Source organism: Streptomyces sp. NPDC057302, assembly GCF_042667685.1.
Lineage (GTDB): Bacteria > Actinomycetota > Actinomycetes > Streptomycetales > Streptomycetaceae > Streptomyces.
The window spans coordinates 1-23,220 of sequence record NZ_JBHUZJ010000099.1 but is presented as its reverse complement, the minus strand read 5'-3'; the positions used below and the strand labels follow the sequence as shown (position 1 = coordinate 23,220).

Sequence of the window (23,220 nt, the reverse complement as noted above, 5' to 3'; positions counted from 1 at the left end):
TGCCGTACGGGTGGCTCGCTCGCGGACCGCTGCGGTTCCTACGCTCCTGTGCCGGGGCGGTATCGCACGTCGACCTCGGCGAAGGGCTGTGCGCCGTGGGCGTGGCGCAGTCGGATCGGCCGGCCGCCGGGGTTGTCGAAGAGCCGGATGCCGTCGCCGAGCAGGACGGGTGCGATGTGCAGGTCGATCTCATCGATCAGGCCCCGTTCGAGCAGTTCGCGGCCGACCGTCGGGGAGAGGACTTCGAGGTTCTTGCCGTCGGCGGCCTCCAGGCCGATGCGTACGGCCTCGGCCACGTCGCAGTTCAGGAACGTGACGCCTTCGGCGGGCGCGGCGTCTTCGGGATGATGGGTGAGGACGAAGATCTGCCCCTTCCAGTCCTCGCTGTAGGGCCGGGCACTCGGGTCGCGGTCCCAGCCGTTCCGCCCGCCCAGGACCGCACCGGTGGTCTCCACGTACTCCTCCTCCACGCCGTCGCGACCGGTGACCCCGGACAGCCAGTCCATGGAGTGGTCCGGGCCCGCCACGAACCCGTCCAACGACATGCTGAAGTGAAAGAGGACCTTACCGGCGGCCTGTTGCGGTTCGGTGATCAACATCTGGAGCTCCTTCGCTCGTGTGGCCGGCGCGAACGCACCCGCTACAAGACAGACCAGAGGGACACCCCGAACTCATCGCCGCATCCGTGCCCTCCTGGCCGCAGCCCCCTCACCGCGGCAAGCTTGAGTCTCAACAGGCGGCACCGCAGGGCGAGTCGGGGCGCGTCGGGGGCGGGTTGCAGGCAAGTCGGGGAATGAAGTCGCGGCGGCCGTGTGTTGACCACCGCTGACCGACGCTCCTCCCCGCAGGCCGACTCTCCTCCGTCGGCCGATCTCCTCGCCCCGGGAAGAAGGCACGCCCATGACGTCCTCACCGACCACGATGCGCGCCGTCCGGCTCTCCGCCCCCGGTCCCGTGGACAACCTGCTCCTGACCACGCTCCCGCTCCCGCCCGACAGGGACGGCTGGGTGCGGATCCGCGTCGAGGCGTTCGGCCTCAACCGCTCGGAACTGAAGCTGCGGCTGGGAGTGAGCGAGGGCGTCAGCTTTCCCCGGGTGCCGGGTATCGAGGCCGTCGGCACGGTCGACGCGGCGCCGGCCGCCAGTGGGCTGCGCCCCGGGCAGAAGGTCGTCGCCATGATGGGAGACATGGGGCGCACCTACGACGGCGGCTATGCCGAGTACACGTCGGTGCCGCTGTCCCAGGTGATTCCCGTCGACACCGACCTGCCGTGGGAGGTGCTCGGCGCCCTGCCGGAGATGGTGCAGACCGCCTACGGCTCGCTCACCGTCGGCCTGGACCTGAAGCCCGGTCAGTCCGTGCTGATCCGCGGCGGCACCTCCTCGGTGGGCCTGGCCGCCGCCGCTCTGGCCGCCTGGCGCGGTGCCACGGTGCTGTCCACCACCCGGCGGGCCGAACGCCTCGCTGCGCTGAAGGAGCACGGCGTCGACCACCCTGTGCTCGACACCGGCGAGGTCGCGCCCGCCGTGCGGGAGCTGTTCCCAAAGGGCGTCGACGCCGCCCTTGATCTCGTCGGCACGCCGACGCTGCCCGACACGTTGCGCGCGGTGCGCGTGCACGGCACGGCCTGCTTCGGCGGCAGCCTCTCCAACCAGTGGACGGTGCGGGAGTTCTCCCCGAACGAGTACCTACCGAGGGGCGTGCGTCTCGCGGGCTACTTCGGCGACGCCGCCGACCTGCCTCGGGCCGCCTTCCAGGAGATCCTCGACGCGGTCGCGGCCGGTCGGCTGGCCTTTCCCGTGGCCCGCGTCTACGAGGGGTTGGAGCAAGTGCCGCAGGCCCACGACGACATGGAGCACAACCGCGCCACGGGCAAACTCGTCGTCCGCGTACGCCGTTGAGGCGGGCCAGGTGGTCGGCCCGCGCCCCGGAGCTCCGCGCACGCTCAAGAGCTGGGCGCGTCCTGCGACCACGTCTCCGGATTCCAGAGACCCGCACGCCGCAGCGACTGTGAGCAGTGCAGGAAGATCTCGTCTATCTCGACGACGATCGCCAGTTGGGGGCGTCGGCCCTTCACGGTCATCGAGTCGAAGAACGGCGCGTCCGTCAGGATCCGTGCCCGGCCGTTGATGCGCAGGATGTCGGCGCTGCCCGGCACCAGGTGGAGCAGGCCCACGTGCGGGTTCGTGAGGATGTTGCGGAAACTGTCGCCCCGCCGGTTGCCCGGACGGTCGGGGAGGGCGACCGTGCGTGCGTCGAGGATGTGCACGAACCCTGGTGCGTCGCCTCGCGGGGAGGTGTCGCAGTTGCCTTCCGCGTCCGAGGTGGAGAGGACGCAGAACGAGGAGCGGGCCAGAATCCCCAGGTCGTCCGCGGTCAGTTCGTCGTGGACCTTGTCGATGACGATCGGGTGCGGCTCGCCGAGCAGTTCGGTCAGCTCTTCGCCCGAGCGGAGTTCTTGCCAGGTGTGCGGCGCCGTGGCGCTACCGCCGAGGGTCGGGACGGCTATGGGTGTCGCGGCGTCGGGCACGAGGTTCCTCAAGGTCGGCGAGTGTTAGTTAGGCTCACCTTACTGGAGCGTGAGACGGCAGGTGCGTGTGGTGTCTGTCCGGGCCAGGGGCAGGGCTGTGCCGAGTGGGCCGAGCCGGGGTTGGGTGAGCTGGGCTACGCCTGATCGCGTCGAAGCAGGCCGCAATCGGCGGAGGTCTGCCTACTTTTGACGTATGGAATCTGTGTCGAGTGATCTCGTCGTGCCGGACGGCACGAACCCGCTGCGTCGGCTCTCGCTGGAGCAACTGCGGCGTCGTACGAGCATGAAGTGGCGGACTTACGCGCCCGACGTGCTGCCGCTGTGGGTGGCCGAGATGGATGTCCCGCTGGCCGAGCCGGTGGCCGAGGCGATCACCGACGCCGTGGCGCTCGGTGACACCGGCTATCCCGCCGGGACGGCCTACGCCGATGCGCTGGCCGCGTTCGCCCACAAACGGTGGGACTGGGACGGGCTCGCCGTGGAGCGCACGGCGATCGTGCCCGACGTGATGCTCGGCATCGTGGAGATGCTCAAGCTGGTCTCATCGCCCGGCGATCCCGTCATCGTCAACTGTCCCGTGTACCCGCCCTTCTACCAGTTCGTCGGCAACCTGGACCGGCCCGTCGTCGAGGCTCCGCTGGGGCCGGACCTGCGGATCGATTTCGCCGCCCTGGAGGACGCGTTCCGAGGGGCGGCACGGGGTGAAGTACGGGGTGCGGTACCGGGTGCGAACCGGCCGGTGTATCTGCTCTGCAGCCCGCACAATCCGACCGGAACCGTGCACACCGCCGCCGAGTTGACCCGGATCGCGCACTTGGCGCGGGAGCACGGCGTACGCGTCGTGGTGGACGAGATCCATGCCCCGGTCGTGGCGGCGGGCGTCTCCTTCGTCCCCTTCCTGAGCGTGCCCGGAGCGGAGAACGGGCTGTCGCTGATGTCGGCGTCGAAGGCCTGGAACCTGGCCGGGCTCAAGGCCGCCCTCGCTGTCGCGGGGCCCGAGGCCGCCGATGACCTCGCCCGTATCCCCGAAGAGGTCAGCCACGGCCCCAGCCACCTCGGCATCATCGCCCACACGGCGGCCCTGCGGGACGCAGGAGACTGGCTCGACGCGCTGCTCCGCGGCCTCGACGACAACCGTCGGCTGCTGGCCGCCCTCCTGGCCGAGCATCTTCCGGCCGTCGCCTACGCACCCGCGCAAGGCACCTTCCTAGCCTGGCTGGACTGCCGGAAACTGGCTCTGGGCGGCGACCCGGCCGAGGCCTTCCTGCAGCGTGGCCGCGTCGCTCTGAACTCCGGGAGAGCCTTTGGAACCGGCGGCGAGGGTTTCGTCCGCCTCAACCTGGCCGCCTCGCCGGAAGTGATCACCGAGGCGGTCCGGCGGATGGCGTCGGCCGTGGCTCGATGACCTGACCGTCACCCGGTTCCTGGCCGCCCCGATCTCACCGGCGGTCCCGTGCGCGACGTACGAGATCGGCCGCCGCGTCCGGCCACGCGCCGTACTCGAAGTCGAAGCCCTCGCCGAGCAGCCGGCCGGGGACGACACGGCGGCTCTTGAGGAGCAGTTCGGTGTCCGTGCGGAGCACGAAGGCGCCGATTTCCGCCATCCACTTGGTGGCGGGGAGTCCCACCGGGACGCCTGCCGCGGCACGCAGGTCCCGTACGAACGCGCGGTGCGGGAGCGGGCCGGGGGCGGCCAGGTTCACCGGACCCGCGATGTCGTCGTGTGTGATCAGGAACTCCACCGCTCGCACGAAGTCCCGGTCGTGGATCCAGGAGAGGTACTGGGCTCCGCCCGCGACCGGCCCGCCGAGGCCAAGGCGGACCATCCGCAGCAGGACGTCGAAGACGCCACCTCGGTCGGGGCTCATGACCATGGCGGCGCGCAAGGCGACTTTGCGGGTGTGCGGGGTGGCGGCTTCCTGCTGGGCGCGCTCCCAGTTCTTCGCGATCCGGACGCTGTACTCCCAGTAGTCCGGGACGCCTGTTTCCGTGCCGCCGATGACACCGGTCGCCTCGTCGTGGGGTGCGTCGAATCGGTGCGCGTAGATCGTGGCGGTGCTCATCTGGAGCCAGAGCGCCGGAGGCTTCGCCGCAGCGGTGATCGCCGCTCCGACGGCCTCGGCGGACCGGACCCGCGAGTCCATCATGTCCCGCAGATTGTCCTCGGTGTAGCGGCAGCTCACGCTGCGCCCAGCCAGGTTGATCACGACGTCGCTGCCGTCGATCTCCGCTGCCCAGGCACCCGATGTCCTTGCGTCCCAGGCGACTTGGCGTGCACGTACGGGATTCCTGGTCAGGACCACGACATCGTGTCCGGCAGCCGTCAACGCACGGTCCAGGACGGCTCCGACCTGGCCGGTGCCCCCTGCAAGCACTACCTTCATCGCGCTTCCCCCTCGCTCGGTGAGCACGCGCCGTTCGCCGCATCAAGACCTGGAAGATCCTTCGCGACTACCGGCGCACTCTACGGCCGGTTGCTGCGCTCCCGCGGGCTCACCCCCATTCCGAGTTCGCCAACACGTTCTGGATCGTCTCACTGTTCCTTGCGGCCTGGTTGCGCAGATCTGCGTCACGCCGAGTCTTGATGGCGGCGAATGCCGCGGGGTGCTCCTTTTGGAAGCGTTCAATGGTTTCGTACTGGTCGGCGATTTTGTTGTGCGCCGCCACGCCTCCAGTCACCATCGACGCAACCCTTCCCGCCGCACTGATGACGGGGTGGGGAATCGCCGACGCGACCCGGCCGATTGCCGCACCCGTCGCCAGCGAGCCCGCGGCAGAGGCCGCGGCCTTCTTCGCGGTCTCGGATTGCGCGGCTGCCCAGTCATCGCGAAGTCCCTTGCCTTCGCTGTCACTTGCCCGCTTCGCGATCTCCTCCACCACCGAGTTGGCTCGCTCCATTCCATCGGCCCACCAGAGGCCCCAGCGCATCATTTCAATGGTGCCTTCCGGGGCCTGCGGAGTCCTGGTGGCCGCGTCGACGCGGCCGGTGAAGGCTCCGCTCACTCCCTGCATGATCCCTGTCGATATCGGATTCTCCGGCGTCCGTTGGGTGAGTTCCGGCCTGACTCTCTGCGACAGGGCGTCGGCGAGCCCCGCGGAGCCGAGGCCCAGGGCGGGCTGTGTGGCGGAGCGACCGGCGCCTGGCTTGGCGGCGGAGATTCTCTGCAGGAGATCCGGGGCTATGTCGTAGAGCGACATGTTCTTGTTGGCACCGGCCGCCCCTGATGGAGCGCGACTCCCGGCTGCCTCGACAGGCGGGTCACCGATTCTGTCGCAGATCGCTTCAGCCAGCCTCTTCGCGCCGTTTGCGTCCTTCTCGTAGACACGAGCCTCGCCGTCGGTCAGTAGCCCGTCGACAGCCGGGGCGAGGCGAAAACCCGTATGAGATGCCGCGCGAAGCGGAGTCAAATTGTGGCGTGCGCTGTAGACCAGTGCGACCGACACGTTGAACTGACCGAGGAATGTCTTCACGCCCTCGGCATTCTCCAGTTCCTGAGTGGTCGACGTCTCTGGATCTTGCAGACTGACCCGCCTCTGGACGGCGGGCGCGGCGAGGGCGCCCCGGTCGTCCGAGGTGTGTGTTCCGTGGTCGTGCGCCTCGGCGGGCTCCGCCAGCGAGGGGACGGGCGCGCTGCTGAGAGCATGCGCGGTGGCCTCGGCCGCCCTCTCGTGCTTGTCGTCGGGGTGGCTGACCTTGATGCCGCTGCGCTGAACGGTTCCCTCGACGTCCCCACCGCGCTGCTGCTTGACGTGCTCCAGCTCGTGGATCATCGTGTGCCGGTCCAGCGGGCGGTCGCCGACGACGATGTGCTCGCCCGCGGTCAGGGCATGCGCGCCCATCACCTTGGCGGACTCGGCCGCCGCCGCGTCGTCGTGCATACGCACGGTGGAGAAGTCCGAGTTCATCAGCGTCCCCAGCTCGGAGGCGACGTGGGGTTCCAGCGGCCGTCCCGGGCTCTTGAGGACCTTGTCCAGGCTCGCCCGCTGCATGTCGGCCTCTTCCGCCATGGCCTGCTGCATCTCCGCCTCCGGCCCTGCGGAGTCGCTGTCGACGGCGACCCGCCGCTGCACGCTGGCCGTCCCCTCGCTCCGGTGCCCGCAGCCGGCACCGTGCTCGTGCTGGTCCTGCGCCCAGGGGTGGCCCGCGTTTCGCAGCATCTGGACCACGGCGGCGTTGCCCGCCGACGCCTGGGCCGCCAAAAGCCCCTGGAGTCCGGCCGTTGGGCTTGTCGAACGCTGACGCTGCTGCTGCCGGCTGCCGCTGCCTTCTCTGTTCTTTTCGCCGGATTGATCGCGCACGGGAGTCTCTCTTTCTTGGCCATGGGAACGGAGGAGGTGCAGCGGTGTGAAAGTGGGTCATGTCCGGGATACTCGCCGGCACGCGCGCGGCGCCAGGAACGCGAGGGCAGAGCCGGTGGTTCGATCGGGCAGAGTTCGGGGGCACCGCGGGCGCGTCTGCGTAGCTCCTCGTGCGCAGTTGCCATGCGTAGTCGCCATGCGCGGGTGCCTAGAAATCAGCGTGCGAGGGACACGGCGAACGGCCGGAATCCGCTGCGGCGCAGCACGTGGGGTACGAGCAGGACGAGTGCCTCGGTGGCGCGGGCGGTGGTGATGTCTCCGAGGTCCTCGATCCACTGGGGCTGCCAGCCCAGGTCGGCGAGAAGGCCCGCGGTGACGGCCTTGGCGTCCGTGTCGTCGCCGGACAGGTAGGCGGTGGGCGCAGTGGACAGGGAGGCGGGGGCGGTCATGACCGGGAAGAGCATGGTGTTGAGCGTCTTGACGACCCGGGTTGCGGGCAGGGCCTGTTGGAGCTGTTCGGCGAGGCTGCTGCCGGGGTAGCAGAGGTCAGCCGGGAGTCCGTCGGGGCTGTGGCGGGTGGCGTTGGAGACGTCGATGAGGATCTTGCCGGTCAGTTCGGTGTTCAGGGCGGACAGTCGCGCCAGGGCGCTGTCGCCCGGGGTCGCGTTGATCACGATGTCGGCGGTGGCGGCCGTGGCGCGCTGGTCGGCGAAGCGGATCACCCCGGTAGCGCCCGTCACGCCCGTCACGCCGGTCTCGCGGGTCTCCGTCTGCTCGGACGGCTGTCGGTGGCCGAGGGTGACCTCGTGGCCCGCTGCTACGAGTGCGCGGGCGAGGCCGCTGCCGACGCGGCCTGCGCCGAGGATCCCGATGCTGCTGGTCATGCTGATGTGCTCCTTGCTCTGTAACGGTGTTGGGCTCTAGCGGCGTTGCGCTGCAGTGGTGTCGCGCCGTGGGGGTGTGGCAGTGAGGTCAAGCGAGCGGGGCAAGGACCGTGACAGCCGCGGCATGGATGCCGGGAGCGGCGGCCAGGAAGTCGGGGCTGGCCAGGCTCCACGGGGTGCCGTCGATGTCCGTGACGGTGCCTCCCGCCTCGGCGACCAGCAGGGCGCCGGCCACCAGCCCCGAGCGCACGTCGGAGAACTGCCAGAAGGCATCCATACGTCCGGCGGCGACGTGGATCAGCTGCAGGGTGGCGGGCACCGAGACGCGGACGACGAGGCCCTTCATCAGCATCTGCGTGACGGACGAGCCGATACGGCGGAACGTGTGCTCGTCCTCCCCGGGCCGCGCCTGGCCCGTTCCCGTCAGGGCCGCGCCCAGATCGGTCTTGGCCGACACACGCAGCGGAGTGCCGTTCAAGTGGGCGCCGCGTCCGGCCACCGCCGTGTAGTCGTCGCCGGTCAGCGGGAGGTGGACGACGGTCAGGACCGGCTCGTTGTCGCGTACGAGGGTTGCCGTCACCGCCCAGTCCGGCATGCCGTGAACATGGTTGATGTTGCCCTCGGCCGGGTCGACGATCCACCACTCCCCCGACGGCAGCGCGCCGCCCGCGAGTTCGTCCTCGGCCCAGTTCGATCCTGGCCGGGACGCCAGGAGCGGCGCCTTCAGGACGTCGAGTACCGCGTCGTCGTTGGCGTGGATCTCCGCGACGATCTCCTCGGCGCTGGTACCGCGGGCGTCCGGGGTGTAGCGCTCGCGCAGCCGGTCTCCAGCCGCGTGAACGGCGGCGGTGACCTGCTCGAGCAAGGCCTTATCGAGGTCGGAGGACAGGCTGGTGTCAGCGGACATGAGGTGCTCCCACGGGGCTCGGCCGGGCCACGGAGGTCCCAGCGACAAGGAAGGCGGCGCGACGTGACGTGCTCCGCCGCCTGCTCTGAGGGGCGGAGAAACCTGCGCCCCCGTTCATGGATCGACCGTAGGCACCCCGCGGATTAACAGCAAGTGCATGCTTGTAACCCCTAGCATTACCCTCATGCAACTGGACCTGAATCTGCTCACCGCCCTCGACGCGCTCCTCGAAGAAGGCAGCGTCGCCGGCGCCGCCGCCCGACTGCACGTCACGTCCCCGGCCATGAGCCGCACCCTGGGACGGATCCGCCAGACCACCGGCGACCAGATCCTGGTCCGCACCGGCCGGACGATGGTCCCCACCCCGCACGCCCTGGAGCTCCGCGCACAGGTCCACGACCTCGTCCACCAGGCCCACCAACTCCTGGGCAAGGAAAGGGAACTGGACCTGGCCACCCTCAGCCGGACCTTCACCGTCCGCTGGCACGACGCGCTGGCCTCGGCGTGCGGACCGGCCCTGCTCGCCGCGGTTCACCGCCAGGCCCCAGGCGTACGGCTGCGCCTGGTCGCAGAATCGAACTCCGACACCCCGGAACTGCGGCGCGGCGAGGTCGACCTCGAGTCGAGTTCCGCCGAGCCTTCGATGCCCGACATCCGCCACCAACTCGTCGGCGAGGACCACCTCGTCGTGGCGGTCCGCCCCGGTCATCCACTGGCCGACGGGCCCCTCACCCCCGAGCGCTACGCCGCGGCCGGGCACGTCACGGTCTCCCGGCGCGGACGTCTGCGCGACCCCGTCGACGACGCCCTCGCCACGCTCGGACTCGAACGTCAGGTCATCGCCGCGGCACCGAGCGCGGCGACAGCCCTCACCCTCGTCCTGGACACCGACCTCATCGTCACCCTCCCCCGCGCCGTCACCGACTCCGCCCTGCGCGGCCTCGGTCTGCGGACACTGCCCCTCCCCCTCGCCATGCCGCCGATCCCACTGCACCTGGTCTGGCACCAACGCCACGACAACGATCGCGCCCACGCGTGGCTGCGCGCCCAGGCGCGCTCGGCTCTGCGGGCCGTGTTCGACGGCGGGCACCGTCACGAACCCGAAGGCGACTCAGGTCCGTCACGAGGCACGGCCAGCCAGGTTAGGGTCCACTCGTGAACAGCAGGCAACCGCACCAGCCCCCCGACCAGTGCGCGATCGTGGTGGTTGCCTCGTCCGCCGGGGGCATCGAGGGACTCAAGACACTCCTGGGCGGCCTGGACGCAGGGCTCCCGGTCTCCGTACTGGTGGCTCAGCACCTGCGCCGTTCCCGTGAGACCCGCATCGTCGCGGTCCTCTCCCCCGCCACCGGCCTTCGCGTCAAACTGGCCCATGACGGCGAGCTCCCGAGCGCGGGAACCGTCCACATCGCGCCGCCCGACCACCATCTGTGTGTGCAGACGGACGGCAGCCTGGCCCTGTCCCGGGAGGGCCCGGTCAACTACGCGCGCCCGGCCGCCGACCCGCTCTTCGAGTCGGCCTCGAAGATCTATGGGCCGCAGATCATCGCTTGCGTGCTCACCGGATCCGACGGCGACGGCGCCCGCGGGGTGGAATTGGTCAAGTCACGCGGGGGCATCGTCATCGTGCAGGACCCCGCGACGGCTGCCTTCGAAGGGATGCCCAAGTCCGCCATCGAGACCGGCAAGGTCGACTACGTACGCCGCGCCGAGGACATCGCGCCCCTCATCCGCCAGCTCCTGGAATCAGACCCCCAGCGATGAGTTCCCGCCGTACCTCGAGTCTCCCTCGGCAGACAGGCACTGGAGTCCTGGAGCCCTGGAGTCGAGCAGAGGAACAGCCGTGAACGATGATGTCTGGTCGCTGGTACACGCCGAGCGTGCGGCGCTGATCGAGGACCTCACGCACCTTGATGACAAGCAGTGGGACCACCCGTCGCTGTGTGACGGGTGGACCGTGCACGACGTGGTCGCCCACCTGGTCGACACCGCTCGTACCACGCGGCTCGGCTTCGTGAGCGGCATGGTCCGGGCGCGCTTCGACTTCGACCGGCAGAACGCACGCGGGGTGGATCGCGAGCGCGGTGCCACACCGCAGGAGACGTTGGGGCGACTGCGCCAGGTGGCCTCGCGCAGGACGGGCCCTCCGGCGCCGCTCGACACCCGGCTCATCGAGGAGGTCGTCCACGGCGAGGACATCCGCAGGCCGTTGGGACTGCCCCACTCCTACCGGCCGGAGGCTGTCATCAGGGCGCTGCACCTTCAGGCTCGTACGTCGGCGTCGTTCGGCGGAGCCAAGGAGCGGGTGGCCGGTGTCCAACTCGCCCCGACCGACGCCATCGACGCCGAGGCGCTGATCGGTGACGGCCCGCAGGTACGCGGACCCGCGCTCTCCCTGCTGCTGGCCGTCTCCGGGCGCCGTGAAGCACTGGACGAACTCACCGGACCGGGAGTCGCCACCCTGAGAACAGCCGCCTGAGCGGAAGCCCACGGTGGCCTACAAGACCGGCGGCCCCTGTTCTACACGGCGCAGGACCGCGGCGAACCGGTCGATGTCCGCGCCGTCCTGGAGTTGTCGCTCGTCCCACCAGGTGACTCCCGCCTCGGCCAACGGACCGATCAGGTCACGGGACTTGGCGGTGTCGTCGCCCGGTGTGGCGCCACCGAGGACGATGTCGAAGGGAGCGTCGGTCCGGTCCTCGCGTTGCTTTCGCACGTATGCCACCAGGTCGCGGACCTGGTCGATCGGCGGCACGTGGCCGTGCTTGGCGTCGGCGAACAGCGGGACCGCGCCGTCCCAGCGGGCGGCCCGGCGCATGGGAGGGCGGTTCGGCCAGAAGCCGGCCACCCAGACCGGCGGCCGGGGCTGTTGCACCGTGGCGGGCAGGAGCGCCACGTCCCGTACCTGATAATGCCGTCCGTCGTGGTTCACGGGGTCGCCCGACCAGTAGCGCTGCAGCAGGTCCAGGCCCTCGTCCAACCGCTCGGCAAGCACCTTCGGGTCCGTGGTGTCGCCGAAGCTCCCGTACTCGTCCTCGACGGGGCCGCCGAGGCCCGCTCCGAAGGTGACCCGTCCGCCGCTGAGGACGTCCAACGTGGCCACCTGGCGGGCGAGTTGCTGCGGGCGCCGCCGGGCGACGGGGGTGACCAGGGTGCCGAGCCTGATCCGGGAGGTCGCAAGGGCGGCTGCGGTCAGGAGCATCCAGGGGTCCGCGAAGGGCCTGCCCTGGTACTTGCGATGCAGGATGTGGTCCCAGACGAACAGCCCGTCCCACCCTGCCTGTTCCGCCGCCACGGCCAGCTTCGCCACGGTCCTGGGGTCGGCGAAGTCACCGAAGTTCGGGATGTTGACCGAGAAGCGCATCTCCGCATCCTGCTGTACGGCACCGGGACCGGCAACCGATTAGCGCCCACCGGCGCGGCGGTCTCTCGCTCTCGCCTTCGTTCGTCGTTCGCGCGACCTCAGCCCGCGCTGCGCAACGGCGGTACCGCCGGGACCTCGATCGCGTTCTCGATGTCCGCGACCGTCATCTTGAACTGCTCGGGATAGGCGTCGCGTCGCGTACGGCGGGCGGGTTCGATGGTGCGCCAGGTGTAGAGGCACCGGCCGCACTGCAGGACGTCCCAGACGCCGGGCACCGGTGAGGTCGCGAGCCGGCCGATCGTCTCGAAGGCGCAGCGCGGACAGATGGTGGGGTGGTCGGTCTCGGTCATGGCCGGGTTTCCTTTCGGAAGAGGAGTTGGAGGGGGCGGGGTGCCGGGGGTCAGTGGCGGGCCTCGATCAGGCGCTGGAGCTTCGTCGCCCACTCCTTCGTCTCGGGCAGGTCCTTGGCCGGGGTGGAGAAGTTGCCGCGCACGTCGGGAGCGACCGGGGTCGTCGCGTCGATGATCATCTTGCTGGTGATGCCGGCCGGCTGGGCGGCGGGCGCGAGTTCGAGGACGGACAGGTTCGGGATGACGACGACGTCGTCCGCGGGGTTGACCTTGGCGGACATGGCCCACATGACCTGCGGCAGGTTGAAGGGGTCGACGTCCTCGTCGACCAGGATCACCTGGGCCACATAGCCGAGGCCGTGGGGCGTGGTCATCGCGCGCATGCCGACGGCCTTGGCGAAGCCGCCGTAGCGCTTGGCGGTCGAGATGACGACCATCAGGCCGTGCGTGTACATGGCGTTGACCGCCTGCACCTCGGGGTATTCGGCACGCAGCTGCTTGAGCAGCGGTACGCAGGTGTTGGGGCCCACGAGATAGTCGACCTCGGTCCACGGCATGCCCAGGTAGAGGGACTCGAAGACGGGGTCGGTGCGGTGGGAGACGCGGTCGACACGGATGACGGGCATGCGGCGGCCACCCGAGTAATGGCCGGTGAACTCGCCGAAGGGGCCCTCGATCTGGCGCTTGCGGGACTCGATGACGCCTTCGATGACGACCTCGCTGCCCCACGGCACGTCGAAGCCGGTCAGCGGTGCGGTGGCGATGGGGGCGGGGGCGCCGCGCAGGGCGCCGGCCATCTCGTACTCGCTCTGGTCGTACGCCATCGGCATGCCGGCCACGATCGTCATCACGGGGTCGTTGCCGAGGGTGATGGCGACGGGCAGGTCCTCGCCCACCTCCTCGGCCTTGCGCAGGTGGTGGGCGATGTCGTGCATGGGAACGGGCTGGAAGGCGAGGCGGTCGGTGCCGATGACCTCGACGCGGTACGTGCCCACGTTCTGCTTGCCGAAGTTCTGCGGGTCCTGGGGGTCGCGGGAGACGACGGCGGCCTTGTCGAGGTAGAAGCCGCCGTCGCCGTCGTTGAGGCGGAAGAGGGGCAGGACGGAGAAGAGGTCGACGTCCGCTCCCTCCTGGGTGTTCTCGCGCCAGGGCGCGTCCTCGCGGCGTTCCGGTGCGACGGGGAAGGCGTCCCAGCGGGCGGCGAAGGCCTCCACCTGCTCCTTGACCGGGGTGTTCCTGGGCAGGCCGAGAGCGAGGGCGTGGTTGGCCCAGGATCCGTGCACGTTCATGGCGATGCGGGCGTCGGTGAAGCCCTTGACGTCGTCGAAGTACAGGGCGGGGGCGTTCTCGCCGATGCGGCCGGTGGCGTTGGCGGCCGCGGCCAGGTCGGGCTCGGGCAGGACCTCTTCGGTGACGCGCAGCAGTTGCCCCTCCTTCTCCAAGGTGTCGAGGAAGCTGCGCAGGTCGTCGTGGGCCATCGGTGACTCCGTAAGTTGTCGTACGGCCCGGGTGGGCCTGATGTGGCGGTAGGGGCCGGGGGTTTCAGGAAGCGGGCCTGAGGGCTGCCGCGCGGGCGGCGCGCATGCCTTCCCAGCGTTTGGCGGCGGGCGCGGGCAGGTCGAACTGATCGAGGACGCGCGCCGTGATGTGGTCGACGATGTCGTCGACGGTCGCCGGGTGGTTGTAGAAGGCAGGCATCGGCGGCACCATCCGCACGCCCTGCCGGGCCAGGGCGAGCATGTTCTCCAGGTGGATCTCGCTCAGCGGCGTCTCGCGCGGTACGAGGACGAGTCGGCGCCGCTCCTTGAGGACGACGTCGGCGGCGCGGGCCACCAGGCCCTCCGCGTATCCGGCGCGGATCCCCGCCAGTGTCTTCATCGAGCAGGGGACGATCACCATGCCGTCGGTGCGGAAGGAGCCCGAGGAGATGGTGGCGCCCTGGTCGTCGGGATGGTGCGTGACGTCGGCGAGCGCGCTCACCTCCGCGACCGGAAGCCCGGTCTCCAGTTCGATGGTGGTGCGGGCCCAGCGGGACAGGACGAGATGGGTCTCCACGTCCGGCAGCTGGGCCAGATTCTCCAGGAGCCGTACGCCGATGGCCGCTCCCGTAGCCCCGGTCATTCCCACGATCAGCCGCACTCGTCTACTCCTTGCACCATGATGACCTGCGCATTTACCTCTGCGCGCCGTTGTTTCCACGCTAGGAGGCCGCTGGGCCGCGGCAGCGGTACGCTCGGGACTCACGATGGGGAAAAACGGACACCCTGATGTCAGGGCCCTGGACTACACGGCGGCGGTGGGCGCGCCCACCGGTGTCGAGGTCGTCGAGCTCGGCGGCCTCTACGAGCGCGCGCGACGGCACGGCAACGATCCGTACGCGCCGTTGCGCCCCGCCTTCCACCAGCTGATCGCGGTCCGCGAGCGCCCGCTGCGGATGGCGGTGGACTTCGTCGAGCACGATCTGCCGCCGGGCTCCTGGCTGTGGATCCGGCCGGGGCAGGTGCAGCGGTTCGGCCGGGACCTGGTCGCGGCGGACGGGGTGATCGTCCTGTTCCAGCCCGGATTCCTGCCGCCCGCGACGGTGGCGGCCGCGCACATGGATCCGCCGTACGAGCAGGAGCCGCTGCTGCCCGAGGGCGAGCGGGCGCGGGCGTTGCGTCGGGCGCTGGAGCATCTGTCGTACGAGTACGACGCGATGGCCTCGCTTCCGCTGGAGGCGCACGTGGAAGTGGTCAGGCACCTGGTGTCCGTCCTGGTGCTGCGCCTGGCGGCCGTGCGGGGCGGGGCGCCCGTGCGGGGGCCGGTGAGCGAGGTGTTCCGGCGGTTTCACGACGCGGTGGAGCGCGACCACGCGGTGACACGGCGGGTGGAGGACTACGCGGCCGCGCTCGGCTACAGCCCGCGCACCCTGTCCCGGGCGACGCTGGCCGTCGCCGGGGCGAGCGCGAAGAAGTTCGTCGACGAGCGCGTACTTCTGGAGGCCAAGCGCCTCCTGCAGCACAGCAGCCTCCCGGCGCAGGAGGTCGCCGGGAGGCTGGGGTTCGCGGACGCGAGCGACTTCACGAAGTTCTTCCGGCTGCGGACCGGCACGACTCCGGCCGTGTTCCGCGCCCAGGCGCTGGGGCAGGCCCGCTCCGGCTCCGCCTGAGCAGCCTGCTGCCCGCCCGAGGAACGGCGCCGACCCGGACCATCGCGTCCGGCCGCGGCAGGAACCCGGCCTCCGTCAACCGCGCCACCAGGATCTCGCCCTCCCGAAACAGGAATTCCGGATCGCTCGGATCGCAGCTCTCGGCCGCGGACACAGCCTGCATACCGCCATACCGGTGGACGGGGCAAACTCCCTGCGGAGGGCGCTCTGCCCCCGATCGGATCGACCAGGACGTGTCCCGATCCAACGGGCGAACGCCCGTACGCAGTTGACGTACCGACCCGATCCTTTGTGGCCGATTACCGCAAGGGGATGTGGCTACGCGCCGCGGCACTGCAAGATGGGGCTGTGGCAGGCAACCTTCCCGCTATGACGACCACCTTCGTCGGACGCGGCAGCGAACTCGACACCGTCACCATGGCGTTGACCGAACACCGACTGGTCACCCTCACCGGTGGCGGCGGTGTCGGCAAGAGCCGCCTGGCGCTGCGCGTCGCCGAGCGGGTGCGGGGTGAATACGCCGACGGCGTCTGGTGGGCGGACCTGTCCACCCTCTACGACGACCGGTTGTTCACCGCCACCGTCTGCGACGCCGTCGGTCTCCTCGACCACAACCCGCGTGCTCCCATAGACGGGCTGTGCGAATGGCTGACCGGCCGGCAGGTCCTGCTCGTCCTCGACTGCTGCGAGCGGGTCCTGGGCTCCTGTCTGCACCTGGTCGGCGAACTCCTCTCCGCCGCGCCCCAGCTGACCGTCCTCGCCACCAGCAGAAAGCCCCTCGCGACCCGCTGCGAACACCGCATCGAGGTCGCCCCGCTCTCCACGGACGACGGCGGGGAGGCGATGCGCCTCTTCCGTGAGCGATGCGCCACGGCCGCGCCCGGTGTATCGCTCAACTCCCCCGTCGCCTCCGAGGTCGCCTCCGGCATCTGCCGCCGCCTGGAGGGCATCCCCCTCGCCGTCGAGCTCGCCTGCGCACGGCTGCGCGAGAGCAGCCTCGCCGAGATCGCCGAGCGCCTGGACTCTCGGCTCGACACCCTGATCGACGAGACGGTCTGGCCCACCCGCCACCGGGCCCTTCGTACCGCGATCGGCTGGAGCCACGAGCTGTGCGATCCGCTCGAACGGCTGCTGTGGGCCAGGCTCTCCGTCTTCCACGGACCTGTGGAGGAGGCGGACGCCCAGTCCGTCTGCGCCGGGGGCCCGCTCAGTATCCGCACCATCCCCCGGCTCCTGGAGCGGCTCGCCGACCAGTCCGTGCTCCAACGGGACGGCACGCGCTACCGAATGCTCGACACCGTGCGCGAGTACGGAGCGATGTGGCTCGACGAGCTCGGTGAGAAGCACGCCCTGACCCAGCTCCACGCCGCGCACTTCGCCACCGTGGTCGAACAGGCCGAGGCGGGCTGGCTCAGCGACCGGCAGGTCGAGTGGTACGCCAGAATCTCCGACAGCCACGGCGACGTGCGTGCGGCGCTCGATCACCTCATCGCCGAAGACCCGGACGCCGCCCTGGACATGGCCGGGCGCACGGGCCTCTTCTGGCCCTGCTGCGGACACCTCCACGAATCCCGCGACTACCTAGAGCGCGCCCTCGCTCTCGACATCCCCGAAGGGTCCTCCCGCACGCGCGCGCTGTGGGCCCTGGGCATCACGCTCACCCTCCAGGGCGACCACCACAACGCCCTGCGCGTCGGGGAGGATTGCGCCCTTGCCGCGCAACAGGACACGGACCGCACACCCCGGTCAGCGCTCTTCGCCGCCCACACCCTCGGCCTGACCCATCTCATGGCCGGCCGCCCCCAGGCTGCCTACGACGTGAGTGATCACGCCCTGGTCGTCTACGGAACCTCGCCCCCGGCAGGCGCGCCACAGCTCTGCTGCATGGTCATCCGGATATTCGCCCAATCCGCCCTTGGCCGCCTCGACGAGGCCTACGAAGGGGCCATCGCCCTGCGCAGCCTCAGCCACGAATACGGCGAGCACTGGGCCCGGTCGTACGCCTTCCATCAGCTCGCCTTCATCGACCTTCTCCGGGGCCGCCCGCAGGTCGCCGAGCGCCATGCCCGAGCCATGCTCGCCAGCAAGCACAACCTCAACGACAACCTCGGCATCGCCCTCGCTCTCGATCTCCTCACCGGCGCGAACGCGGCCCAGGGCAACGGAATCCGGGCCGCCTGCACCTCCGGCACGGGACTCACCTACTGGCGCATGCTCGGCCACCCGAATCGCGGCACGCCCGAACTCTCCGAGATCCGCGAGCAGTGGGAGCAGCAGGCCCGTGACGCGGCCGGGACCAACGCCTACAACAGGGCCTTCCTCGACGCCCTCCACGAGGACGCCGAGCAGGGCCTCGCCGTCGCGCTCCAGGTGCCGCCGACGATCTGACCGGCCGCTTCGGCGGTCGTGGGCCGGCGCGCGGCTCCCCCGACCAGAAGAGCGGCTCCGGTCAGCCCTCGCGGGGTGATCGGAGCCGCTCATCGGAGGCGACTGCGCCGGGCGGTCGGCTAGGCCACCGGTGTCGGCGCGGTGTTCTTGCTGTCGTCGTCGGGCTGCGCGCCGCTCTCCTGGGCGAGACGTTCCATGCCGCTCGTCGTCTTCAGCGGCTTCTCCTTGATGAAGACCACCGCGACCAGCGCGAGCGCCGCGAACGGGGCAGCGAGCAGGAAGAGGTCGGCGGTCGCCAGACCGTAGGCGTTCTCCACGATCTCCCGCATCGGGGCGGGCAGTTTCGTCATGTCGGGTACGGCGCCCTCGCCGCCGCCGGAGCCTTCGGCGGCCGCACCGCCCGCCGCGCCCACGCTCTTGGAGATCTCCGAAGCCACGCGGTTGGCCAGGACGGCGCCCAGGACGCTGGTGCCGATGGTGCCGCCCATGCTGCGGAAGAAGGACAGGACGGACGTCGCCGCGCCCAACTCGGCGGCCGGTACGTCGTTCTGCGCGGCAAGGACCAAGTTCTGCATCAGCATGCCGACGCCGATGCCGAGCACCGCCATGTAGAGGCTGAGCAGCCCGAAGCCGGTGTCCGCGTCGATGGTGGCGAGCAGGCCGAGACCGGCGGTCATGATGACGGCGCCCGAGACCAGGTAGGCCTTCCACTTGCCGGTCCTGCTGATGAACTGGCCGGCGATGGTGGAGGAGACCAGCAGGCCCAGGATCATCGGCAGACTCATCAGGCCCGCCACCGTAGGCGACTTGCCGAGCGCGATCTGGAAGTACTGCGAGAGGAACACTGTCCCGCCGAACATCGCCACGCCCACCAGCAGGCTCGCGACGGTCGTCAGCGTGACGGTCCTGTTGCGGAAGATGGCGAGCGGAATGATGGGCTCCGGCACGCGTGACTCCACGAACACCGCCGCGACCAGCAGGATCACGCCCGTCGATGTGAGCGCCGCGGTCTGCCAGGACGCCCAGTCGAATTGCTGGCCCGCCAGCGAGGTCCAGATCAGTAGCGCGCAGACGCCCGCCACTATCAGGAAGGCGCCCAGGAAGTCGATCTTCACTTCACGGCGCACGGTCGGCAGGCGCAGCGTGCGCTGGAGGATCAGGATGGCCAGGAGCGCGAACGGCACGCCGATGAAGAAGCACCAGCGCCAGCCCAGCCAGGAGGTGTCCACCAGGACGCCTCCGACCAGCGGTCCCGCCACCGTGCCCACGGCGAACACGGCACCGAAGATCCCCGCGTACTTGCCCAGCCTGCGGGGCGGGATGACGGCCGCCATGACGACCTGCGCCAGCGCGGTGAGGCCACCGGCGCCGATGCCCTGCACCACGCGGCTGAAGATCAGCAGCCCCACGCCCTGCGAGAACCCGGCGAGCAGGGAGCCGACGATGAACATGGCGAGGGAGAGCTGCAGGAGCAACTTCTTGTTGTAGAGGTCCGAGAGCTTGCCCCACAGGGGGACGGTCGCCGTCATGGCGAGCAGTTCGGAGGTGACGACCCAGGTGTACGAGGACTGGCTGGCGCCCAGGTCGGCGATGATGCGCGGCAGGGCGTTGGCCACGACCGTGCCGGCCAGGATGGCGACGAACATGCCGGCCATCAGCCCGGACATGGCCTGGAGTATCTGCTTGTTGCTCATGGAAGTGGGCGCCTGTTCGGGCGCCTCTGCTGTGCTCAAGATGTCCCTCTTGAAGGCTTGAAGGCTTGAAGGCTTGGGAGGTTCAGAGGTCGGGGGCGGCCAGACCTGCGGCCAGATGTTCGAACGTGAGGCGGAAGACGTCGACGAAGGCGACGTCCGTCGTCCGCCCGCACCAGTCTTCGATGGCGACCCGGACGGCCGTCGTGGAGGCGGCGGCGACCAGGCGGGGATAGAGCCCGAACGCCTCGCCCGGCGCTCCCCCGAGCCGCTCGGCCACCGCCTGCGCCAACTCCGACTCCTCGGCCATGTGGGCCCCCAGACCGCGGACGAGCAGGTGCGGCGAGCGCTGGAAGACCTTGGCCCGCAGGCTCCAGATCTCGTGGCGCTCCTCGATGTCCACCAGTTCCGCGGCGAACGCCTCTCTCAGCACGTCGAGGACGGGGAGTTCGGCGGGTGCCTGACGCACCGTGCGCCGAATCCGCTCGCCGACCTCCTCGTCGATCATCAGGAAGGCGTCGTCGTGGCTGTCGAAGTAGTTGAAGAAGGTGCGCGGTGAGACTCCCGCCGCGCTGCTGATCGCCTCGACGGTGACGTTCTCCGCCCCGTGCTCGGCGGCCAGCCGCACCGCGGCGTCGGCCAACGCCGCCCGCGTGGCCCGCTTCTTGCGCTCACGGAGTCCGGGCGCGGCGTCATTGCTCGTCACATCTTGCAGAGTACGCAAAGATGCAGAGCATGCAAAATTACGCCCGATCGCCCCATCCGCACCGCCGACTGTTCCCCAACCACCCCCGTGGGTTAGGTTAGGCATACCTAAGTTCGAGGCTTGGGTCTCTTCAACGGCATGGAGCATTTGGATGCGCCCACACAGCACCCGCATCACGCAGCCGACCCCCGCCGAACGCGTGCACACGATCCTGCACTCGGCGCAGTCGATGACAGTCATCAGCGACGGGTGTCACACCGAGGTCCACCGGCTCGACGGCGCGGGTGCGGGACACATCCACCTGCACGCCCCGGGCCAGGACACCCCGGCATCACCGGGGGAACGCCGCCCGGTCCGCCTGGAGTTCACCGACATCGCCCCCACCGCCGTACGCGATCGCCTGCGCGCCCGGGTCACCGTCACCGGACTGCTGGCGACCCCGTACAGCGACGAGTCGTCCCGGAGCACCTGTATGGAGTTCGGCCAGGCGCTCCTCAAGGACGATCAGGGCCGCCACTTCGTCTCCCTCGACCAGCTCTGCTCCGTCACCCCGGATCCGATCACGGGGAGCGAGGCGGACATGCTGACCCATCTCGTGGACAGCCACCGAGAGCTCGTCCCCCTCCTGGTGCGTCTTGTGCAACCGCGGCCCGCGAAGGGCATGTTGCGCGCGGTCCCGCTGGCCATGGACCGCTACGGGGTGACGTTGCGCCTGGAGTACCCCGCCACGCATCTCGATGTCCGGCTGCCGTTCGCCACTCCCGTCGGCGACATCGACCAGGCCGGCCCGCAGATCCGCGGACTCCTGGCCGCGGCCCGCCGCGCCTCGCACGGGTCAGCGCTGGATCTCCGCGCCAGGGCCAAGCGGTAGGCCCGGCCGGTTACGCCACCGCCGTAGCGGCCAACGGCAACCGGGATCTCACGGCCGGCGCCGACGTCCTGCGCGCCGCGGTCCCCCTCGCCCCTGCTCGGCGGCGCGGTCTGCTGAAGCGACGGGCCGGTCGTGGGCGGTGCCTGCCGTACTCCGTGGCTACCTGTGACCGGCTGTCGTCGCACATGTCCATGGTTGCCGGGGCGGGCGATGACGAAGACGAACAGAATGCATCAACGCTGGGCGGCGCCCAGATGCGACGGACCAATCCTCATGCTGGGTTCGACGTGGCGGTGAGGACGTCCACCGCGTGGCGGCGGTGGGCGGCGAAGAGGGGGAGGGCGGCCCGGGGGTCACGGGCGCGCAGGGCGGCGGCCAGTGCATGGTGCTCCTGGGGGATGCAGCCGAGGTAGCCGTCCGTGCTGAGGCCGATGCGGGTGAGCAGGAACAGGTGGACCTGGCAGCGGATGGTCTCCCAGGCCGCGGCGAGACGCTGGTGGCCGGTCGCGGCGAACACGGCGTCATGGAAGGCGATGTCCTGGCGGACCATGGTGTGCGGCTCCGTCGTGCGATCCATCATGCCGGCCGCCTTCTCGATGGCCGCGAGGTCCGCGTCCGAGGCGTGCGCGATGACCTGCTGGACGGCGAGGTCCTCAAGCGCGCCACGCAGGCTGTCGAGTTCGGCGACATCCTCGGCGGACAGCGTCGTGACCACGGTGCCGCGGTGCCAGGCGCAGTGCACGAGCCCCTCGCGCTCCAGTACGCGCAGTGCCTCACGCACCGGACCCCTGCTGACCTGCAGCACGCCGGAGAGTTCGACCTCTCGCAGCGGTGCCCCGGGGGCGTACGCACCGCTGAAGATCGCCTCCCGGATCCGGTCGGCGACCTCGTCGGCCAGTCCGCGACGACGGGCGGGGGCCACCGCGCCTGTGAGTTGCCTCTTCTCCATGTCGCAATGTTAGCATTCCTGCGTTGTCGCAATGTCAACATTAGGGCAACTGGAGTGAGGCCGGTCATCCGGCCAGGAAAGAGGTTTGCCATGAAGGTGTTCCAGATCGGCGCCGCCGGAGGTGTCGGCAGGAGGCTCTCCTCCCTACTGGCCGAGCGCGGTGACGAGGTGACCGGCATGCACCGCAGCCCGGCCCAGGCCGACACGATTCGCGCGACCGGTGCGACGCCGGTGACCGGCGACCTGATCGCCGACTCCGTGGAAGAACTCGCGGGCAAGTTCGCCGGGCACGACGCGGTGGTGTTCTCGGCCGGTGCCCACGGGACCGGCATGGACAAGACCACTGTCATCGACGGCAAGGGCCTGGAGAAGGCAGCCGACGCGGCTGCCGCCGCCGGGGCGACCCGGTTCGTCCTGGTCTCGGTCTTCCCCGACGCGCTGCGCGGCGGTAAGGCCGGTGAGGGCTTCGAGCACTACATCAAGGTCAAGAAGAGTGCCGACGTCTACCTGGCGCGCACCGATCTCGACTGGCTGATCGTCCGTCCCGGAACCCTTCTGGACACCCCCGGCAGCGGCCGGGTCACCGCCGGGCCCGCTGTCGAGTACGGCGACGTGCACCGTGACGACGTCGCCGCGTTCCTCGACGCCGCCCTGCACGAGCCCGCCCTCAGCCGCGTCATCGTCGAGCTGACCTCCGGCGACACTCCCATCGCGGACTCCATCGCCCGTCTCACCACCTGACCCCGAGCACTCCCCACCCACCCCACTTCCCCGCACCAGCAAAGGAGAGCCACCATGACTGCGATCGACTCCTACAGCCACGGCGTCGCCGGCGAGCGCGAGTTCGGCTTCGCCCAGGCCATCAAGGTCGACCACACGATCTACGTCTCGGGCCAGCTCTCCCACGACGAAGAGGGCAACTTCCTCTACCCCGACGACTTCGCCGCCCAGAGCGAGCAGGTCTTCGCCAACTTCGAGAGGGTCCTCGCCCACTACGGCGCCACCCGCAACCAGGTCGTCTCCGAGACCCAATACATCGTGGACCTGCCGAAGTACAACAACGCGATGGCGGCCGCCAACCTGGCCTACTTCGGCGACCACCGCCCCACCAGCAGCACCATCGGCGTGGCCT

The 23,220-nt window shown here is 70.0% G+C and carries 23 protein-coding genes; 10 read left to right on the top strand and 13 right to left on the bottom strand.

Annotated elements, in window-relative coordinates:
- Window positions 1-38 precede the first annotated feature (38 nt).
- Window positions 39-599: a dihydrofolate reductase family protein gene (locus ACFUPX_RS39430; protein WP_383333698.1), complete on the bottom strand. Its 561-nt coding sequence runs from the start codon at window positions 597-599 to the stop codon at window positions 39-41.
- Between the two features lie 301 nt (window positions 600-900).
- On the opposite strand from ACFUPX_RS39430, the gene ACFUPX_RS39425 reads away from it, so the two are divergent.
- On the top strand, window positions 901-1,902 hold the full coding sequence (locus ACFUPX_RS39425; protein WP_383333696.1) for a zinc-binding dehydrogenase: 1,002 nt from the start codon (window positions 901-903) through the stop codon (window positions 1,900-1,902).
- A gap of 44 nt (window positions 1,903-1,946) precedes the next feature.
- Here ACFUPX_RS39425 and ACFUPX_RS39420 read toward each other — a convergent pair whose 3' ends face one another.
- The gene (locus tag ACFUPX_RS39420) at window positions 1,947-2,543 is read right to left on the bottom strand and encodes an MSMEG_1061 family FMN-dependent PPOX-type flavoprotein (RefSeq protein ID WP_383333694.1); all 597 of its coding nucleotides are present in this window, start codon (window positions 2,541-2,543) and stop codon (window positions 1,947-1,949) included.
- Between the two features lie 181 nt (window positions 2,544-2,724).
- Between ACFUPX_RS39420 and ACFUPX_RS39415 the strand changes: the two genes are divergently transcribed.
- Complete coding sequence (locus ACFUPX_RS39415) at window positions 2,725-3,936, top strand: MalY/PatB family protein (RefSeq protein WP_383333692.1); 1,212 nt, start codon at window positions 2,725-2,727, stop codon at window positions 3,934-3,936.
- Window positions 3,937-3,970: 34 nt separating this feature from the next.
- Here ACFUPX_RS39415 and ACFUPX_RS39410 read toward each other — a convergent pair whose 3' ends face one another.
- From ACFUPX_RS39410 to ACFUPX_RS39395, 4 genes are all read right to left on the bottom strand, one after another.
- Window positions 3,971-4,915: a TIGR01777 family oxidoreductase gene (locus ACFUPX_RS39410; RefSeq protein ID WP_383333690.1), complete on the bottom strand. Its 945-nt coding sequence runs from the start codon at window positions 4,913-4,915 to the stop codon at window positions 3,971-3,973.
- 109 nt (window positions 4,916-5,024) lie between these two features.
- Complete coding sequence (locus ACFUPX_RS39405) at window positions 5,025-6,830, bottom strand: DUF4157 domain-containing protein (protein ID WP_383333688.1); 1,806 nt, start codon at window positions 6,828-6,830, stop codon at window positions 5,025-5,027.
- Window positions 6,831-7,045: 215 nt separating this feature from the next.
- Window positions 7,046-7,714: an NADPH-dependent F420 reductase gene (locus tag ACFUPX_RS39400; RefSeq protein WP_383333686.1), complete on the bottom strand. Its 669-nt coding sequence runs from the start codon at window positions 7,712-7,714 to the stop codon at window positions 7,046-7,048.
- Between the two features lie 88 nt (window positions 7,715-7,802).
- On the bottom strand, window positions 7,803-8,621 hold the full coding sequence (locus ACFUPX_RS39395) for an inositol monophosphatase family protein (protein WP_383333684.1): 819 nt from the start codon (window positions 8,619-8,621) through the stop codon (window positions 7,803-7,805).
- A gap of 184 nt (window positions 8,622-8,805) precedes the next feature.
- Between ACFUPX_RS39395 and ACFUPX_RS39390 the strand changes: the two genes are divergently transcribed.
- The 3 genes from ACFUPX_RS39390 (at window position 8,806) to ACFUPX_RS39380 (ending at window position 11,100) form a co-directional block, all read left to right on the top strand.
- On the top strand, window positions 8,806-9,780 hold the full coding sequence (locus ACFUPX_RS39390) for a LysR family transcriptional regulator (RefSeq protein WP_383333682.1): 975 nt from the start codon (window positions 8,806-8,808) through the stop codon (window positions 9,778-9,780).
- On the top strand, window positions 9,777-10,385 hold the full coding sequence (locus tag ACFUPX_RS39385) for a chemotaxis protein CheB (RefSeq protein ID WP_383333680.1): 609 nt from the start codon (window positions 9,777-9,779) through the stop codon (window positions 10,383-10,385). The genes ACFUPX_RS39390 and ACFUPX_RS39385 overlap by 4 nt, the downstream gene beginning before the upstream one ends.
- A 79-nt stretch (window positions 10,386-10,464) precedes the next feature.
- Entirely contained in the window at window positions 10,465-11,100 is a 636-nt protein-coding gene (locus ACFUPX_RS39380) for a maleylpyruvate isomerase family mycothiol-dependent enzyme (RefSeq protein WP_383333678.1), read from the top strand.
- 18 nt (window positions 11,101-11,118) lie between these two features.
- Here ACFUPX_RS39380 and ACFUPX_RS39375 read toward each other — a convergent pair whose 3' ends face one another.
- From ACFUPX_RS39375 to ACFUPX_RS39360, 4 genes are all read right to left on the bottom strand, one after another.
- Complete coding sequence (locus ACFUPX_RS39375; protein WP_383333676.1) at window positions 11,119-11,985, bottom strand: LLM class flavin-dependent oxidoreductase; 867 nt, start codon at window positions 11,983-11,985, stop codon at window positions 11,119-11,121.
- 98 nt (window positions 11,986-12,083) lie between these two features.
- Window positions 12,084-12,335, bottom strand: coding sequence for a non-oxidative hydroxyarylic acid decarboxylases subunit D (locus tag ACFUPX_RS39370; RefSeq protein ID WP_383333674.1), 252 nt, complete (start codon window positions 12,333-12,335; stop codon window positions 12,084-12,086).
- Between the two features lie 50 nt (window positions 12,336-12,385).
- Window positions 12,386-13,813, bottom strand: coding sequence for a non-oxidative hydroxyarylic acid decarboxylases subunit C (locus tag ACFUPX_RS39365; protein WP_383333672.1), 1,428 nt, complete (start codon window positions 13,811-13,813; stop codon window positions 12,386-12,388).
- A 64-nt stretch (window positions 13,814-13,877) separates the two neighbouring features.
- Window positions 13,878-14,474: a non-oxidative hydroxyarylic acid decarboxylases subunit B gene (locus tag ACFUPX_RS39360; RefSeq protein ID WP_383333670.1), complete on the bottom strand. Its 597-nt coding sequence runs from the start codon at window positions 14,472-14,474 to the stop codon at window positions 13,878-13,880.
- A gap of 106 nt (window positions 14,475-14,580) precedes the next feature.
- Here ACFUPX_RS39360 and ACFUPX_RS39355 point away from each other — a divergent pair, with 106 nt between their 5' ends.
- A complete protein-coding gene (locus tag ACFUPX_RS39355; protein ID WP_383333668.1) occupies window positions 14,581-15,483 on the top strand; it encodes a helix-turn-helix domain-containing protein in 903 nt (300 codons plus the stop codon).
- A 369-nt stretch (window positions 15,484-15,852) separates the two neighbouring features.
- Window positions 15,853-17,871 (top strand): ATP-binding protein, encoded by a 2,019-nt coding sequence (locus ACFUPX_RS39350; RefSeq protein WP_383333666.1) that lies wholly within the window; start codon window positions 15,853-15,855, stop codon window positions 17,869-17,871.
- Between the two features lie 119 nt (window positions 17,872-17,990).
- On the opposite strand, the gene ACFUPX_RS39345 is transcribed toward ACFUPX_RS39350, so the two are convergent.
- Both ACFUPX_RS39345 and ACFUPX_RS39340 read right to left on the bottom strand, forming a co-directional pair.
- Window positions 17,991-19,565 carry an MDR family MFS transporter gene (locus ACFUPX_RS39345; protein WP_383333664.1) on the bottom strand — a complete coding sequence of 525 codons (1,575 nt, stop codon included), beginning with the start codon at window positions 19,563-19,565 and terminating at the stop codon, window positions 17,991-17,993.
- An 82-nt stretch (window positions 19,566-19,647) separates the two neighbouring features.
- The gene (locus ACFUPX_RS39340) at window positions 19,648-20,268 is read right to left on the bottom strand and encodes a TetR/AcrR family transcriptional regulator (RefSeq protein WP_383333662.1); all 621 of its coding nucleotides are present in this window, start codon (window positions 20,266-20,268) and stop codon (window positions 19,648-19,650) included.
- A gap of 151 nt (window positions 20,269-20,419) precedes the next feature.
- Here ACFUPX_RS39340 and ACFUPX_RS39335 point away from each other — a divergent pair, with 151 nt between their 5' ends.
- A complete protein-coding gene (locus tag ACFUPX_RS39335) occupies window positions 20,420-21,139 on the top strand; it encodes a DUF2470 domain-containing protein (RefSeq protein WP_383333660.1) in 720 nt (239 codons plus the stop codon).
- A 271-nt stretch (window positions 21,140-21,410) separates the two neighbouring features.
- Here the strand turns inward: ACFUPX_RS39335 and ACFUPX_RS39330 are convergent, their stop codons facing one another.
- Window positions 21,411-22,088, bottom strand: coding sequence for a GntR family transcriptional regulator (locus ACFUPX_RS39330; RefSeq protein ID WP_383333658.1), 678 nt, complete (start codon window positions 22,086-22,088; stop codon window positions 21,411-21,413).
- A 90-nt stretch (window positions 22,089-22,178) separates the two neighbouring features.
- Here ACFUPX_RS39330 and ACFUPX_RS39325 point away from each other — a divergent pair, with 90 nt between their 5' ends.
- Window positions 22,179-22,829, top strand: coding sequence for an NAD(P)H-binding protein (locus tag ACFUPX_RS39325; protein ID WP_383333656.1), 651 nt, complete (start codon window positions 22,179-22,181; stop codon window positions 22,827-22,829).
- 54 nt (window positions 22,830-22,883) lie between these two features.
- Window positions 22,884-23,220, top strand: a 337-nt coding sequence (locus ACFUPX_RS39320) for a RidA family protein (RefSeq protein ID WP_383333654.1), incomplete at its 3' end; no start/stop codon positions are given.